The sequence below is a fragment of the Acinetobacter sp. 1207_04 genome (assembly GCF_052850415.1).
The window spans coordinates 154050-169058 of record NZ_VXCQ01000009.1 but is presented as its reverse complement, the minus strand read 5'-3'; the positions used below and the strand labels follow the sequence as shown (position 1 = coordinate 169058).

Below are 15009 nucleotides of genomic sequence, written 5' to 3'. Positions count from 1 at the left end.
GGGGTTACGGATTCACAACAGGTATCTGAACAATGGGCTTTTCCAAGATATTTAGATAACCACAAGATTATTTCTACAGGGAAAGGCATTGTTCCAGTACCAATTTCTGCAAAGGTCGACAATGGCATAGCAGGTATAGATTGGGTCAGTTTCAGTATTCCTTTATCACGTTTCCATGAAAAGTATTCTGCTCTTAACCCTTTAGTTGAGGCTGAGGCTCTAACTGAATTACTCGAATCTGTTATAGATCAAGAACTCTTTGAGTTATTTGGATTTGGTCTAGGTCAAAAGCGTGATAAAGGCATGCACTTCAATAAATATGCCTACACATTACAGGATGACTTAGGCATGGTTTTGTATGGCAATACTCAAAAATCTATTATTGTGCAAATCAATGGTTCAGGATGTGCACTTGCCCGTAAAGGTTGGAATGAGCAACTTTATAAGTATTTAAAACAAATTAAAGGTTCAAAGCTTTCTCGTGTAGATATTTGTTTTGATGACTTTGAGGGGGAATACATCACCTTAGATGAAGCCGATCAATGGGATACACAAGAAATGTTTTGGGTTTCAGGTCGAGTACCTGATTCAAGACATGCTGGTAATTGGAAGCGTCCTAATGGAAAAGGACGCACTTTATATATCGGTGTTCGTGAAAGTGGTAAATCTTGCCGAATTTATGAAAAAGGTAAAGAAAAGGGTGATACTTTAAGCGAATGGGTTCGTATTGAAGTCGAATTTAAAGCGAGTGACCGTTACTTAGAATTAGAAATGTTGCTTTCGCCATCACAATATTTTATCGGTGCTTATCCTGTATTTAATGAGGTCTTATTACCAAGATTAGGGCAATACATCATGCCTGAAAAGACCGAAATCATTAAAAAACAATCACAAATCGAGTGGAAAAAAGCTATAGAAATTACCAAAAGCCAATTTGGTAAATACATTCGTCAGTTCCGAAAAGTCTATGACGACTCTGAATTACTTACCATGCTTTCATCATCCAAAGATGAAGTACCAAAACGTCTGAAATTTTCAGCAATTGCAGCAATGCAAGCCGTTCGTATTAATCAACCAATTTATGAGGAATTAGCTCATGCAGTTTAAAACAACGATTACCGTACTTGGAGCAAAGAGTTCAAAAGGTGAGTTCAACGGAAAACCTTATGACTCTACTACTATCTTTTTCCAAGCTGAATTACAGGATGGGGACAACTTTGTTGGTCAAGTGGGTGAACAAATCCGTTGGGGCACATCAGCGAATTTCGAGAAGTTGAAAGCTTTGAAATTTCCATTGAATGCTGAAGCAACAATGGAGCAGGTGAGTAACGGTAAATCAATGGTCACGATATTAAAAGACCTTGTGCCACAAGTACAAAAATGAGTTGTTTATTTTATTGCTGTGATAAATGCGGTGCTTATTTCTTCTATAAAAATGTACTAAAACAGCACCAAAAACAATGCAATGGATAGGGATTTAAGAAATGCACGTCTGCAAAACTTTATCACCGCAAAATGAATCAGGTTTGCAAACGTGCTTGGAATGGCAGGAACAAAAACCGTTCTTGCCAAATTTAACGGTACAGCAAGCCGACCAAATGTTAGTCGCAATTGTAGGTTGCTTTGTCGTTGTATTCATCGTCAAGCAAGTTATTAGCTTGCTTAAATAATGAGGATCCATTATGAACATTTTAACCAAAATGAAAAAGGCATTTATGCCAAAAATCACACCTGTAGCAACAGGAACAACTGCGCTTGTATTGACAGGTTCTGTATTTGCAGCGGATGGTGATTTAGCAACTGGTGCTACATCTGCCATTAGTGGTGGTTCATCTACACTTCAAACAGTCGGTATTGCCATTATTGGTGTAGTAGCTGGAGTTTGGGTGATTAAACGTGTGATTGCTCTCATCCGTTAACCAATCTAACCCCATTACATTGTGTGGTGGGGTGCTAATTTAATGAGGTAGTAGGGTGGAAGCATGGATTTATTTAATCGTTATGTCCGTTTGTTTGGCTGTTTTGCTTTTGCGCTAATTGGTAGCACTGCTTTACATGCCTCAACTGCTGGCGGATTCTCTTATGAAACTTCGGTTGATAAAGTGAGCAGATCAATCAATGTGGTAGGTCAAAAAGGCGGAAATATTTATAAAACTTCTATTCGACCTACACCATCTATTTTAAAGTCTGCTTTATCCAGTAGAGCATTAAGAGGTGGTGCTGTTGGTATCTTACTCTTTGCAGGTACTTATTATGGTATGACCTATAATCAAGATGATGGTACATTCACGAAAAAAGCAGAACAAAATCAATGGGAGTGGTGTTACATCGGGGTTTGCTCTTCAAATGGGTCCGTAATTGGTAGTTCTGTTCTCTCAAAACTCAATGATACTTGGTCAGGATTGTATTCATATTCAGGTCTAACATATTTAATCAGTGCTTCTGGAGTTCTCAATATTTATGCAAATAAAGAGAACCTAACCAATGGATATAAAACAGAAAGTGAACTGGTTAATACCATTGGTGGTAAACCAAGCACTTCTCCAAGTGAACCTGAGATTATTCAATCTGAAGTCTTTGCTGAAGCTCTTTTAAATGATGCCTTTGCTATAGAAGGAAGTGAATATTATCCTTCTGAAGAACAGCGTAATAAAGCAACCGATGCATTATTAGATTTATATAACACGGTAGATATTACGGGATCACAAACTGATGAAACAATTAAGCAAGTTGAAGCTGCTCTGATTAATACGCCAGCTCAAACTAAAGATGGTTCAATAAAAGATGCTACTGGTGCTATAGCAGGCACTCTTCCTGATTTCTGTAGTTGGGCAACGCCTATTTGTGATGTCATTTATGATGACACGGTTTACCCTGAAAATACGCCACCACCAAAAGAAGTCGGCGGTTATAAAATTACTGCTTTAGATCAGCTATCCATCTCATTTGATGCTTCTTGCCCACCTGATTATTCACAGAAAATTAGTCTAGGGATTACGTCATTTGACCTAAAACTATCCTATGAACCACTCTGTCAATTTGCAATCAATATTAAATATTACGTGATTGCTAGTGGATTTATCTTAGCTAGTTTGATCTTGATTGGTTATTCGAAATCTTAGCGGAGTAATACATGGGCTTTCTGTTCAGATTCTTATCCTATGTCGGTGGAACCATTGTATTTAAAGCAATTTCATCTTTAGGGTTGGGATTATTTAGTGTCTTCTTTATCAATAAGTTGGTCACACAAAGTATTAATCAAGCTGTTGATTACTTGAAAGTAGGTTTGCCTTCAGCAGTCTTACAAATTCTCGGATTAGCAGGTATGGATGTGTTCTTAAGTACGGTTTTATCAGCCGTCTTAGTTGTGGCATATCTTAGATCGTTGAAAGTAATTCTATCTCCGTTATCTAGTTAAAAATGCTGTCTATGTATCTATATTAACTAAATAAATTTGATTTTTACGAGGAGGAGGAGGAACCGACCGACCGACCGAGTAAAAAATCAAATTTACTCTATTAAATTTAAGGTCTTGGAATGTTAACACTGATAACTGCAACACCAGGAAGCGGTAAGACATTAAAATGTATTGAAATAATATTCGACCTACTTAATAAAGGGTATGTTGTTTATGCAAATATTATTGGTTTAAAAATACCGGGAGTTCTTCATATTTCTACGAATGAAGATTGGCGATTATTAGATCATTTTAAAACAAATCAACCAGATCTAGCTGATAAACCAATTGCTGTATTCTATGATGAATGCCATGAACATCCTGCATTTGCTAAAGAAAATTTAATTCCTGATAAGAAAAAAATGGATGAATGTCGGGATATCGGTCGAGCTTTAGCAATGCATAGACAATTTGGATTTGATATTTACCTAATAACACAATTTCCTAATGATTTAGCACCATTTGTACTTGGTCGTGTTGGTCGTCATCTGTTCCTGAGACGTGTTTTTAGTATGTATAGAGCCACTATATATGAATATCCAGAAGCACATACTTCATTTCCAAAATCAGTGAGACAAGATGCTGTCAATAAAACTATTTGGAAATTCCCGAAGCATTTGTATGATTTCTATACTTCTACTGAATTAGATACTCATAAAAGGGGGATTCCTTTTAAATATATTGCAATCTTAATTCTCATTTTTATTATTTTGCCTTCTTATGTATTTTTAAAATTCAAGGATGATAAGATTTTAAATAGTGAAAATTCCATGATGAATCAGCAAGAAAAAACGACTCAAAAGCCATTAATACCAATGACTGAAAAAACTGTAGAAAATAAATCAGATTCTTTAAATTTGGAACAACAGGAATTATCAAGAATTGCTATGGTGATAGAGTCAGATACTGATTGTTATGCTAAAAACTCATACGGTGACATCATTGAAATTCCTCAAGATCGTTGCCGTTATTTATCTAAGAATAGTAATCGCATACCATTGTCAAAACTTGATAAAACAATGGCTCATTCGCATTCTGCACTAACTGAGCAAACAAATTACTCTAATTCATCCTACAGCAATGATTCAGTACCAGTGAACAACTATGTTAATCCAGCATTTACTAATTTGACTCAAGGCAATGGTAGTTAAAACCACTCAAAGTCACTACATCTTGTTTGAATGTTTATAAGTTATTGTTTTTTAAATTTATTTAATCGTTCAACTTACTACATTTTGTTTAAACTCTCAAGGAGATCATCAATGTCAAAGCAATTTCAACCAGTAACAGACCACACTGAGTTCAATCAATTAGTCCATGATATAGAACCAATTAAAGGAGAATTTCAACAACTAATTGATGACTATAAATATTTGGATTCTAGATTTAATGACTTTGAAAATCCAATGACAGATGGAGAATTTGATTGGTGGTTAATTAAAGGAACTCAAATAGATCGAATCTTATCTTACATTTACAAGCAAGTTATTGATATTAAAGGTGGAGATCAAGCATTTAATATACTTGAGATCGTTGAACAGAACAAAACTATTCAAGATTTGTATGATCAAATCCATGAGCAAAGACTATTAAAAATCGAAAATGATCCTGTTTTAAAAGGCTTATATGATGATGTAAGACAAGAAAAAATTAATGCTGGTCGTTTAAAAGGTTGAGCTGCTTAAACGCATAAAATTGTATAAGACCCATCAATCTATGATTGATTGGGTTTTAACAATTATAGTGGCTTAAGGAGCAAGCAAGGACTGAGAATATTTATTTCTCAATGAAAAGAACAGACGCGCTAGGTTGAAATATATGAGATATAGACGTTCAATTGGAGTTATGCGTCAAAATGATTGGCAACAACTTGTTGAAATGTTAAATGAATATCTAAATTACGTTCAAGAAGATGATGGCTCTAATAATGACAAAATTAATGATGTGAAGCTGCTGATTCATAAGTTACAGCACCATATAGATAGACCAGCACAACAAAGTTATAGCTTTAATCGGTGGTCATAATTTAAATTTCCCGCAACCTATAATATGCGGGAAACGATTGACCAAATCTGCATCATGTATCCAGACATAGAGGTCATAGCCACGCAGACTTGCGTAGGCTCGACTAATACGCAAGTCGAGTAGCGGTCTGATTTCTGCATAACTTATATTATGTTACTTGGAATACTCAGCAACGTGAATTATGATCGTAGAGATTCACGTTGCTGAGCTGTAGCTACAAACAGTGTTGTGTAGGCTACAGTCTTAGATATTCTATTTAACATAATATACATTATGCGAAGTTGGTATAATTATGTATTTGGTTATTAAGGATTTTTCTTTGGAATTGACTTAACGCTAAAAATCTGCATCTGTGCACCAAACTTTGTTTGTGACTCTATAAATTGAATTTCTACTTCTTGGGCGTTGTCTGCACATTCTTCTAAAACTTTATTGATTTGCTCTACAGGCATAATTAATGCTGTGTTAAATCAATTAGTCATAATATCTAATTTATAACAGATTAATTTTATCTTTTATTTACAATCACGTTATACTTATCGTTGTTGATCACTTTGGAAATTTTAATGAGTCAGAATCTAAAAATTGAGGCAATGCGTAATGCAGCGGATTCAGTCGTTACTATTTTAAAATCATTAGGAAATACTGATCGATTACTCATTTTATGTCATTTGGCTTATGAAGAACTTAACGTTTCGCAAATTGAACAATTAACCCATATTACACAACCAACACTCTCGCAACAATTAATGATGCTACGTAAAAGTGATGTTGTGAATACGCGACGTGATGGGAAACAAATTTTTTACTCGATTAAAGATGAAAAACTTGTTTTAGTACTCAATCAGCTTTATGACTTATATTGCCCAAAATGAATAAAATCTAAAAAAATATCATAAGTAAACATTCGCAATTTGCCTGTCTTTTTATCACTTTTTATGCATAATATATATGTAAATGTGATAAAGAACCTTTTATGTCAAAATCCGCATCAAACATCGCCCGTTGGTTTCCTGCATGGCGATGGTTACAGGACTACAGCTCATCAAAATTTAAATCAGATTTACTTTCAGCACTCATTGTTATTGCAATGCTTGTTCCGCAAGGTATGGCATATGCAATGGTCGCAGGTTTACCGCCAATAACTGGATTGTACGCTAGCATTATTCCTATGATCATTTATGCATTGATTGGCGGAAGTTCAACCCTGTCTATTGGACCTGTTGCCCTGATTTCAATGATGACTTTTGCTACATTGAATCCGATGTTTGAGGCAGGTTCCCCTGTATATATTCAAGCAGCGTGTTTATTGGCATTATTGGTTGGTATTATTTCCTTTATTTTGGGCTTATTTCGTTTCGGATTTTTGATTCGTTTAATTAGCCATCCCGTCATTAAAAGCTTTATCATTGCTTCTGCCGTACTCATTGCGTTGAGTCAGGTTAAATATCTGTTTGATGTACCATTACTGACCAATAATATTTCTGAATTTCTAGTCAGTGCTTGGCAATATTTCCCTTACATTCAAACTCCAACAATGATTTTAGGCTTAAGTGCGATTTTGTTTTTGGTCATGTTACCCAAAATTACTCAAATTACAGCTATTCAAAAAATCATTAGTAAACATACCCTGTCCTTTTGGATGAAAGCCCTCCCCTTACTTTTAGTTCTTATTTCAATTTTGATGGTGCATTTTCTACATTTAGAAGACTACGGCATCAAAACTGTGGGGGAAATTCCATCAGGTTTTCCACCTTTAAGTATGCCATTTTGGAGTTGGGAACTTGTTATTAAGCTACTTCCTGGTGCTGCAATGATTGCGATGGTGAGTTTTGTTGAATCTATTTCTATTGCTCAGGCAACAGCATTTCAACAACGCAGCAAACTAAATAGTAATCAGGAACTTATTGCTCTTGGTCTTGCCAATATTGGTGCAGGTTTATCCTCATCATTTCCTGTTACAGGGAGTTTATCACGCACTGTGGTCAATGCCGATGCGGGTGCAAAAACACCTATGGCAGGCATTTTATCATCGTTATTCATTGTTGTTGTGAGCATGTATTTCACTAATGCTTTCCGTGAATTACCGCTTGCAATTTTAAGTGCAACCATCATCGTTTCTATTTGGAAGCTTGTCGATTTCAGACCTTTTATTGAGACATGGAAATATTCGAAAGCCGATGGTATTGCCATGTGGGTCACTTTCTTTGGTGTTTTATTTTTAGATATTTCTACTGGTTTGATGATTGGGGTTTTCTCGACTTTTATTCTACTTTTATGGCGTATTAGTCGTCCGCATATAGCAGTGATTGGGCAAATTCAAGGTACAGAACATTTTCGTAATATCAGTCGTCATCAAGTGATTACTTTACCCAGTATTGTGTCGGTTCGTATTGATGAAAGCTTAAGTTTCTTAAATGCCAACTCTTTAAAAGAATTTATTATTGCTGAAATTAGTCAAAATACACAGCTCAAGCATGTCGTTTTGAATTGTACAAGCATTAGTAGTATTGATTTGAGTGCACTTGAAACTTTAGAAGAAATTAATCAAGAATTAGATAAATTAGGGATTCAGTTACATTTGTCTGAAGTCAAAGGTCCTGTGATGGATCGTCTCAACCGCTCTAAACTTACCCACGATTTAAGTGGAAAAGTATTTCTTACTCATTACCAAGCAATGCAGACTTTACATCAGACAGAAGCCCAAATTTCTACTTAATTTTAAGATTGGTCTATAAATTCATGTATATTCATATATTTAAATTCGAAAAAAATTCGTTTTAATTGAATATGATATTTTATATGGTTAATAAATGTATCTGATAAATGTATTTTCAGTATAAAATACTCCGCTTGTTTTCTTGATTTGTGCAATGTGCACTTGGTAAGGCTCAGTTATGTTCTCAGCCCTGGCTCGGTTAAGTCTGGTTTCTCGCATCATTATTGCTATCGCTTTGGGTGGTTTGGTTGCGACTTTATTTCCACAAGCTGCTCCATATGTAAGCTTGTTGGGTGATTTGTTTATTAAGGCATTGAAGTCGGTTGCACCGATCTTGGTGTTTGTCTTGGTACTTGCATCTATTGCTAATTTTAAAGTGGGTGAAGGCGCAAGTAACTTAAAACCTATTTTAGGTTTGTATGGCATAGGGATGTTGTTGGCGGCATTTAGTGCTGTCGTTGCAAGTGTTTTATTCCCAAGTACTTTGTTCTTAACAATCAATCCTGAAACTCAGATGCAACCTCCGGGAAGTATTGCTGAAGTAATGAAAAACTTATTGCTGAGCTTTATTACTAATCCAATTACAGCATTGCATGAAGCAAACTTCATTGGTATTTTGGCATGGGCTGTGGGTCTAGGTGCTGCATTACGTCATGGTTCAGACGTGACACGAGCAGTTATTACTGACATCTCGCATGCCGTAAATTCAATTATTCGTATTGTCATTAATTTTGCTCCTTTGGGTATTTTTGGTCTTGTAGTTGCAACATTTGCACAAGCTGGTCTTGAAACACTTGAAAATTATGCACATTTACTTGCTGTTTTGGTTGGAACAATGCTCTTTGTAGCATTGGTGATTAACCCGATTATTGTTGGTGTAGTCATGCGTAAAAACCCGTATCCTTTGGTCATAAAATGCTTAAAGGAAAGTGGTATTACCGCATTTTTCACGCGAAGTTCAGCGGCTAATATTCCTGTAAATCTTGATTTAGCAAAACGTTTAGGTGTGACTGAATCGACTGCAAGTGTTGCGATTCCTTTAGGCGCGACCATTAATATGGCTGGTGCTGCAGTAACCATTACTGTTTTAACTTTGGCTGCTGTCAATACATTACATATTGAAGTGAGCCTTGTAACCATGATTATTTTATCTGTGGTGGCTGTTGTGACGGCGTGTGGTGCTTCTGGTGTTGCGGGTGGCTCATTATTATTGATTCCTGTTGCCTGTGGTCTGTTCGGTATCGACTCTACCGTTGCGATGCAAGTCGTTGCAATTGGTATGGTAATTTCGGTATTACAAGACTCAACTGAAACAGCACTTAACTCATCTACAGATGTTTTATTTACCGCAGCAGTTGATTTATCTAGAAAATAAGCGATATTGGAAGGCATTGAAGATTAAAGTAAAAATATCGCAATGCCATTTCAACGTTTACCCAACTGGATTCAATTTGGTGCTTTCATGCTCGCAATCAATGCGGGCATGATTAATGTTTTAGGATTGATTACTGTATTACATCAATCTGTATCCCATATGACAGGCAATGCTAGCCTGCTTTCTCAAGCGCTCGTTTCAGGGCAATCTTCGCAACTGATCTATTTATCGTTAGTTATTCTTAGCTATATGATTGGTGCAAGCTATAGTGGTTTTATTCTCGGAAATAGCCATTTTCAGCTTGGTCGACGTTATGGTATTCCACTGATTTTAGTCACTATTTTCATTCTGTTATGTTGGTTGTTTATCCCTTATTTTCCACGTTATGCTTTGCTTTGGGCATGTGTTGCAATGGGTGTACAAAATGCGATGGTGAGTCATTATCAAGGTGTAATTATTCGCACCACGCATTTATCGGGCGTTTTAACAGATCTTGGTTTAGCATTTGGTTATCGTTTAAAAGGCTTAAAAACCGATATTCGTAAAATTATTTTACATCTTTTAATCTTAATTGGATTTATCTTGGGCGGTGTGATTGCATGCATTGCCCATCCTTATTTACAATTACATGCGTTTTTGATTCCTGCAATGCTCAGCCTGACACTGTGCATTGTTTATGGCATTATTTCGTATAAATTTTTACATTGTCAAAAGTAATGGATCGTAGTCATGGTAAAGAACGCTTTGCAGGCTCAATTATTGAAAGCTGGGTTAGTCGATAATAAAAAAGCAAAAAAACTCAGCAAACAAGCACAGCATGAGCAACGTACAGGTCAAGGCACTGAAGCTGAATTACAAGCAAAAATTGCCAAAGATCAGCAAGAAAAAGTTGCACGTGATCAGGCGCTGAATGAAGAAAAACAGCGTGCTTTAGATGAAAAAGCATTGAAAGCAGCTGTGATTCAAATGATTGGTCAACATAAAATTAGAGATACTGATGGTGACAACGTTTATCAGTTTATTGATGATGCTAAAGTTAAAAAGCTTTATATTAATCAACAAATTTATAATGCTTTGGTATCGGGTAGTTTGGTGATTGCAAAAGATCAAGAATCTTATGCATTTTTACCGAAAGCTTTGGCTGATCGTATTAATGAAAAAATGCTTGGCTTTATTATTGTAAGTAATGCAAGTACAACCAACAATGATGTCACGGATGAAGAAGATCCGTATGCAGCTTATGTCATTCCTGATGATTTGATGTGGTAAATTACCTTTCATTTTAAGTCACTACATAAAAATCCCTACCCTTGTGTCAGGGATTTTTTATTTTCAAATTTTTTATTTTCAAAAAATGCCTTGCTGTAACACTATCGAGTTAAATTTAAGATTTAATTCGGGTGATTGGCGTACTTTTTTCCCGAAATAAGTTAAAATCATCTCTATTATCGTTTTTTATCGATATATCTGTTTGTTTTTCATAATCTCTATTCAAAATACCCGAGGGTGATATGCTGCAATGGTTTGAACGTCTGGTCGATCCTTATCCCGAAAAAGGCTTAAATGAACCATTGCCAAAAACATTTTTTGCTTTTGTTTGGCAAGCAGCCTATGGCGTTCGACGTTATTTGCTAATGTTAATTTTACTTACAGCAGCAACAGCAAGTTTTGAAGCGATCTTTTTTGCACAGATTGGTCATTTGGTTGACTGGTTAACGAGTTCTACACCTGAAACCTTTATTACCAATCATAAAAGTAATTTGATGATTTTGAGCTTTTTCTTACTCGGAAATATTATATTTTCAAGTATACAATCTATTGTACGTCATCAGATTTTATACAGCAGTTTCCCAATGCGTTTGCGTTGGCGCTTTCATAATTTACTTTTGCAACAAAGTCTTGATTTTTTCCATAGCGATTTTGCTGGGCGTTTATCTGCCAAAGTCATGCAAACTTCTCTTGCTGTACGTGAGTTTTGGGTGATTTTGGGTGATATGCTGACCTATGTCATTATTTACTTTATTACCATTAGTGTTGTTCTTGGTAATATTTCTCCACTTTTATTACTACCTTTAATGCTTTGGTTGGCGCTTTTTATTGGCGCAGCATGTTTTTTTATTCCACGTCTAGGTAGAATTTCTAAACAACAAGCCGATGCACGAGCGGTGATGACTGGACGTGTAACCGATGCCTATACCAACATTCAAACTGTAAAACTCTTTGCACATGCCGGTCGCGAAAGCAAATATGCTAAAGAATCCATGCAGACCTTTATGATCACTGTGTTTAAACAAATGCGTTTAGGCTCAATGTATGAAATTTGCATTAATCTACTTACAGCCGTTCTTTTCTTTGGTGTATTGGGTACAGCCGTTTGGCTTTGGTTAAATGGTCAAGCCGCTATTGGTGTCATTGCGGCAACGACTGCTATGATTTTAAAACTCAATAGTATGGCTGCATTTATGATGTGGCAAACCTCTGCCCTATTTGAAAACGTTGGAACAATTCAAGATGGTATGATGACCATGGGTAAATCCATTAACATCCAAGATGCCCCCGATGCTAAACCATTGCAAATCACGCAAGGTAAAATTGAATTTAAAGATGTCAGCTTTGCCTATAACGAAAAGAAAGTCATTGATCAATTTAATTTAGAAATTAAAGCAGGTGAAAAAATTGGTATTGTTGGACGTTCAGGCGCAGGAAAATCAACTCTGATTCAACTACTTCTAAACTTCTACACCATCAACCAAGGTCGTATTTGCATTGATGATCAAAATATTCAAAATGTTACACAGGACAGTTTAAGAAAAAATATTGCGATGGTAACTCAGGACACTTCCCTACTGCATCGCTCTGTTGCTGAAAATATTAAATATGGTCGTCCTGATGCAACAGATGAAGACATGTATGCTGCTGTGCGTAAAGCCAAAGCAGATGAATTTATTCCACAATTAAGCGATCTCCGAGGTCAACATGGCTATGACGCTTATGTCGGTGAACGTGGTGTAAAACTTTCTGGTGGACAACGCCAACGGATTGCCATTGCTCGTGTATTTTTAAAAGATGCACCTATTTTAATTTTAGATGAAGCAACGAGTGCGCTTGATTCTGAGGTTGAAGCAGCCATTCAATCAAGCCTAGATGATTTAATGCAAGATAAAACGGTCATTGCCATTGCACATCGACTATCAACTATTGCTCAAATGGATCGTTTAATTGTCTTGGATCAAGGACATATTGCGGAACAAGGCACGCATGAAGAACTGATTGCACAAAATGGAATTTATGCTCAACTGTGGCAACGCCAAACAGGTGAGTTTTTAGTGGAACAAGAAAAACCGAAAGCAGAGGAAGCGGAATAAATGTTGTATTTAGAAGATTTAAATGTAGGTGATCATTTTAAAAGTCGTTCTTATGAAATGACTTTAGAGGAAATTTTAGAATTTGCACAAAAATTTGATCCACAAGTCTTCCATACTGATGTTGAAAAAGCCAAAGACCATCCTATTTTTCAAGGCATTGCTGCTAGTGGATGGCACACTGCTGCGGTGACCATGCGTTTATGGACAGAATGCTTTCCTATCGCTAAGGGTTTAATTGGTTCTGAGTCGAGTTTACGTTGGCCTAAACCAACTCGACCAGGTGATCATATTCACGTTGAAGTTGAAATTGTATCGATTACTCCCTCTCGAACTAAACATGACCGTGCGATGGTGAGCTATGTAACGCAAGCGAAAAATCAGCATGGTGATGTTTTACTCATTTCGACTACCAAAATTGTTGTATTTAGACGAGACATTGAATAAAGTCAAAGGGCTATGTCGGACAATTTATCTATATTGCTGACATTTTTTATGACAAGATAAAACTCAGCCAACACACATAAAATGTGAGAGCACGGATCGCAAATGAAAACAATGTCAAATCGTCAGAACCATGGAATTCCGGGTGTTTATGGACTTTTATTGCTCGATATTGTTTCTCGATGGGGCTATAGCGCGGAGAGTTTATTTGCACCTTTTCACTTTACCAGTGAACAACTTGCTGAACCTGACTACCGTATTCCAACACCTGTTGCCAATGAACTTGTCAAACATGCCTTAAAAATGACTGGTGAAAGTACTTTAGGCTATCATTTAGGTACGCAAATGCGTATTTCAATTCATGGTTTTATCGGCTATGCCATTATGACTGCCAATGATATTACCGATGCTCTGGTTTTGGCAAACCGTTTTATCCAGCTCCGTATGCCATTTTTACAGCTATATTTTTCGACTTTTGGTGAAAAAGCGACATTACAATTGCAGTGCGATATTGAAATTGAACCTTTAAGAACCGAAATTGTCATGGGACTCACCTTTGGTATTATGACCATGGCAAAGGCACTGACGGGCATTAATCATTTGGAAGGTGATATTGATTTTGATTTTCCAATGCCTGAAGATTTTGAAAAATACAATTCAAAATTTCAAGATCAGTACAACATGCGCTTTTCACAGCCGCATTTATTGGCAAGTTTTGATAAAAAATATTTAGGCTTAAAAATGGTCAATGCTGATCCCATTGCGAGCCAAATTGCAATTAATCAATGTGAAGCAGAGCTTTCTGCTTTGGGTGAACGCCGTCGCCTCGCTATGCGTGTCCGTGATATTCTAACCAATTCTGAACAGCATTATTTAAGTATTGAAAGCGTCGCAGAACTTCTACATATGTCTGATCGGACACTGAAACGTCAACTCGCTGCTGAAAATACATCATTTTCCACACTAGTTGATGAAGTGCGTTATCGTCATGCAACGTCATTATTATCACGTACAGATTATTCACTTGAACAAATTGCCGATGAACTCGGTTATTCGGATGTCGCCAATTTTAGCCGAGCATTTAAAAGGTGGAGCGGTCGTAGCCCAAGCAATTGGCGGAAAGACCCTTACTTATAAGCAAGACCAATAAACTCAGTGTTTTGAAATACTTTTATTTTTAGTCAAAAAGCGGTATAACATTTTGCAAAAATAATAGATTACTTTTAGGGAGTTACCATGAACCATCCTTCAGACCTTAAATATGCAACTACCCATGAATGGGTGAAAATTGAAGGTGATCTTGTCATTACTGGTATTTCTGACCATGCACAAGATGCATTGGGCGATTTAGTTTACGTTGAAGCACCTGAAGTGGGGACTCAACTCACTGCAGGTCAACAAGCGGGTGTTGTTGAATCTGTAAAAACGGCTTCTGATATTCATGCGCCTGTTTCAGGCGTTGTGGTTGAAGTGAATACTGAACTTGAAGATGATCCTGATTTTGTCAATGATGCACCGTATGGCAAAGGTTGGATTTATAAAATCAAGCCTGACAATATGGCAGATGTCGAAAAATTACTGAGCAGTACTGAATATGAAGCAGGTTTATAATCTATTTTAGATCAAT

Annotated in this window: 19 protein-coding genes; 18 read left to right on the top strand and 1 reads right to left on the bottom strand. The window is 36.5% G+C overall.

Features of this window, described 5'->3' with window-relative positions; genetic code table 11:
* The 9 genes from FW754_RS10270 to FW754_RS10230 form a co-directional block, all read left to right on the top strand.
* Positions 1–1107, top strand: a 1107-nt coding sequence (locus FW754_RS10270) for a replication initiation factor domain-containing protein (RefSeq protein ID WP_446324595.1), incomplete at its 5' end; no start/stop codon positions are given.
* Positions 1097–1384 (top strand): hypothetical protein, encoded by a 288-nt coding sequence (locus FW754_RS10265; RefSeq protein WP_019767806.1) that lies wholly within the window; start codon positions 1097–1099, stop codon positions 1382–1384. The genes FW754_RS10270 and FW754_RS10265, both read left to right, overlap by 11 nt.
* A 100-nt stretch (positions 1385–1484) precedes the next feature.
* The gene (locus FW754_RS10260; RefSeq protein ID WP_446324594.1) at positions 1485–1670 is read left to right on the top strand and encodes a hypothetical protein; all 186 of its coding nucleotides are present in this window, start codon (positions 1485–1487) and stop codon (positions 1668–1670) included.
* 12 nt (positions 1671–1682) lie between these two features.
* On the top strand, positions 1683–1919 hold the full coding sequence (locus tag FW754_RS10255) for a major capsid protein (protein ID WP_446324593.1): 237 nt from the start codon (positions 1683–1685) through the stop codon (positions 1917–1919).
* Between the two features lie 63 nt (positions 1920–1982).
* Complete coding sequence (locus FW754_RS10250) at positions 1983–3122, top strand: virulence factor TspB C-terminal domain-related protein (protein ID WP_446324592.1); 1140 nt, start codon at positions 1983–1985, stop codon at positions 3120–3122.
* An 11-nt stretch (positions 3123–3133) separates the two neighbouring features.
* Positions 3134–3418 (top strand): DUF2523 family protein, encoded by a 285-nt coding sequence (locus FW754_RS10245; RefSeq protein ID WP_446324591.1) that lies wholly within the window; start codon positions 3134–3136, stop codon positions 3416–3418.
* A gap of 119 nt (positions 3419–3537) precedes the next feature.
* Positions 3538–4608: a zonular occludens toxin domain-containing protein gene (locus tag FW754_RS10240; protein ID WP_446324590.1), complete on the top strand. Its 1071-nt coding sequence runs from the start codon at positions 3538–3540 to the stop codon at positions 4606–4608.
* Between the two features lie 111 nt (positions 4609–4719).
* Positions 4720–5133 (top strand): hypothetical protein, encoded by a 414-nt coding sequence (locus FW754_RS10235; RefSeq protein WP_446324589.1) that lies wholly within the window; start codon positions 4720–4722, stop codon positions 5131–5133.
* A gap of 142 nt (positions 5134–5275) precedes the next feature.
* Entirely contained in the window at positions 5276–5482 is a 207-nt protein-coding gene (locus FW754_RS10230) for a hypothetical protein (RefSeq protein ID WP_446324588.1), read from the top strand.
* Positions 5483–5787: 305 nt separating this feature from the next.
* Here the strand turns inward: FW754_RS10230 and FW754_RS10225 are convergent, their stop codons facing one another.
* Positions 5788–5934 carry a hypothetical protein gene (locus FW754_RS10225; protein WP_446324587.1) on the bottom strand — a complete coding sequence of 49 codons (147 nt, stop codon included), beginning with the start codon at positions 5932–5934 and terminating at the stop codon, positions 5788–5790.
* A gap of 114 nt (positions 5935–6048) precedes the next feature.
* On the opposite strand from FW754_RS10225, the gene FW754_RS10220 reads away from it, so the two are divergent.
* The 9 genes from FW754_RS10220 (at position 6049) to gcvH (ending at position 14993) form a co-directional block, all read left to right on the top strand.
* Positions 6049–6357 carry a metalloregulator ArsR/SmtB family transcription factor gene (locus FW754_RS10220; protein ID WP_409510064.1) on the top strand — a complete coding sequence of 103 codons (309 nt, stop codon included), beginning with the start codon at positions 6049–6051 and terminating at the stop codon, positions 6355–6357.
* Positions 6358–6458: 101 nt separating this feature from the next.
* Positions 6459–8201, top strand: a complete 1743-nt coding sequence (locus FW754_RS10215) for a SulP family inorganic anion transporter (protein ID WP_446324586.1) — start codon at positions 6459–6461, stop codon at positions 8199–8201.
* A gap of 178 nt (positions 8202–8379) precedes the next feature.
* Positions 8380–9576, top strand: a complete 1197-nt coding sequence (gene sstT / locus FW754_RS10210) for a serine/threonine transporter SstT (protein WP_409510066.1) — start codon at positions 8380–8382, stop codon at positions 9574–9576.
* A 42-nt stretch (positions 9577–9618) separates the two neighbouring features.
* Positions 9619–10293, top strand: coding sequence for a YoaK family protein (locus FW754_RS10205; RefSeq protein ID WP_446324585.1), 675 nt, complete (start codon positions 9619–9621; stop codon positions 10291–10293).
* A gap of 12 nt (positions 10294–10305) precedes the next feature.
* Positions 10306–10845: a DUF2058 domain-containing protein gene (locus tag FW754_RS10200; protein ID WP_409510068.1), complete on the top strand. Its 540-nt coding sequence runs from the start codon at positions 10306–10308 to the stop codon at positions 10843–10845.
* 242 nt (positions 10846–11087) lie between these two features.
* Complete coding sequence (locus FW754_RS10195) at positions 11088–12941, top strand: ABC transporter ATP-binding protein (RefSeq protein WP_409510069.1); 1854 nt, start codon at positions 11088–11090, stop codon at positions 12939–12941.
* Positions 12942–13385 (top strand): MaoC family dehydratase, encoded by a 444-nt coding sequence (locus FW754_RS10190; RefSeq protein WP_446324584.1) that lies wholly within the window; start codon positions 12942–12944, stop codon positions 13383–13385. It begins immediately after the preceding gene.
* A 102-nt stretch (positions 13386–13487) separates the two neighbouring features.
* Entirely contained in the window at positions 13488–14519 is a 1032-nt protein-coding gene (locus FW754_RS10185; protein WP_446324583.1) for a helix-turn-helix domain-containing protein, read from the top strand.
* Between the two features lie 99 nt (positions 14520–14618).
* The gene (gcvH, locus tag FW754_RS10180) at positions 14619–14993 is read left to right on the top strand and encodes a glycine cleavage system protein GcvH (RefSeq protein ID WP_419348317.1); all 375 of its coding nucleotides are present in this window, start codon (positions 14619–14621) and stop codon (positions 14991–14993) included.
* The last annotated feature ends 16 nt before the right edge of the window (positions 14994–15009 follow it).

Bases quoted from the DNA above. Each gene is read 5' to 3' on its own strand.
- FW754_RS10265 (WP_019767806.1), top strand. From the start codon at position 1,097: ATGCAGTTTAAAACAACGATTACCGTACTTGGAGCAAAGAGTTCAAAA.
- FW754_RS10260 (WP_446324594.1), top strand. From the start codon at position 1,485: ATGCACGTCTGCAAAACTTTATCACCGCAAAATGAATCAGGTTTGCAA.
- FW754_RS10255 (WP_446324593.1), top strand. From the start codon at position 1,683: ATGAACATTTTAACCAAAATGAAAAAGGCATTTATGCCAAAAATCACA.
- FW754_RS10250 (WP_446324592.1), top strand. From the start codon at position 1,983: ATGGATTTATTTAATCGTTATGTCCGTTTGTTTGGCTGTTTTGCTTTT.
- FW754_RS10245 (WP_446324591.1), top strand. From the start codon at position 3,134: ATGGGCTTTCTGTTCAGATTCTTATCCTATGTCGGTGGAACCATTGTA.
- FW754_RS10240 (WP_446324590.1), top strand. From the start codon at position 3,538: ATGTTAACACTGATAACTGCAACACCAGGAAGCGGTAAGACATTAAAA.
- FW754_RS10235 (WP_446324589.1), top strand. From the start codon at position 4,720: ATGTCAAAGCAATTTCAACCAGTAACAGACCACACTGAGTTCAATCAA.
- FW754_RS10230 (WP_446324588.1), top strand. From the start codon at position 5,276: ATGAGATATAGACGTTCAATTGGAGTTATGCGTCAAAATGATTGGCAA.
- FW754_RS10225 (WP_446324587.1), bottom strand. From the start codon at position 5,934: ATGCCTGTAGAGCAAATCAATAAAGTTTTAGAAGAATGTGCAGACAAC.
- FW754_RS10220 (WP_409510064.1), top strand. From the start codon at position 6,049: ATGAGTCAGAATCTAAAAATTGAGGCAATGCGTAATGCAGCGGATTCA.
- FW754_RS10215 (WP_446324586.1), top strand. From the start codon at position 6,459: ATGTCAAAATCCGCATCAAACATCGCCCGTTGGTTTCCTGCATGGCGA.
- sstT (WP_409510066.1), top strand. From the start codon at position 8,380: ATGTTCTCAGCCCTGGCTCGGTTAAGTCTGGTTTCTCGCATCATTATT.
- FW754_RS10205 (WP_446324585.1), top strand. From the start codon at position 9,619: ATGCCATTTCAACGTTTACCCAACTGGATTCAATTTGGTGCTTTCATG.
- FW754_RS10200 (WP_409510068.1), top strand. From the start codon at position 10,306: ATGGTAAAGAACGCTTTGCAGGCTCAATTATTGAAAGCTGGGTTAGTC.
- FW754_RS10195 (WP_409510069.1), top strand. From the start codon at position 11,088: ATGCTGCAATGGTTTGAACGTCTGGTCGATCCTTATCCCGAAAAAGGC.
- FW754_RS10190 (WP_446324584.1), top strand. From the start codon at position 12,942: ATGTTGTATTTAGAAGATTTAAATGTAGGTGATCATTTTAAAAGTCGT.
- FW754_RS10185 (WP_446324583.1), top strand. From the start codon at position 13,488: ATGAAAACAATGTCAAATCGTCAGAACCATGGAATTCCGGGTGTTTAT.
- gcvH (WP_419348317.1), top strand. From the start codon at position 14,619: ATGAACCATCCTTCAGACCTTAAATATGCAACTACCCATGAATGGGTG.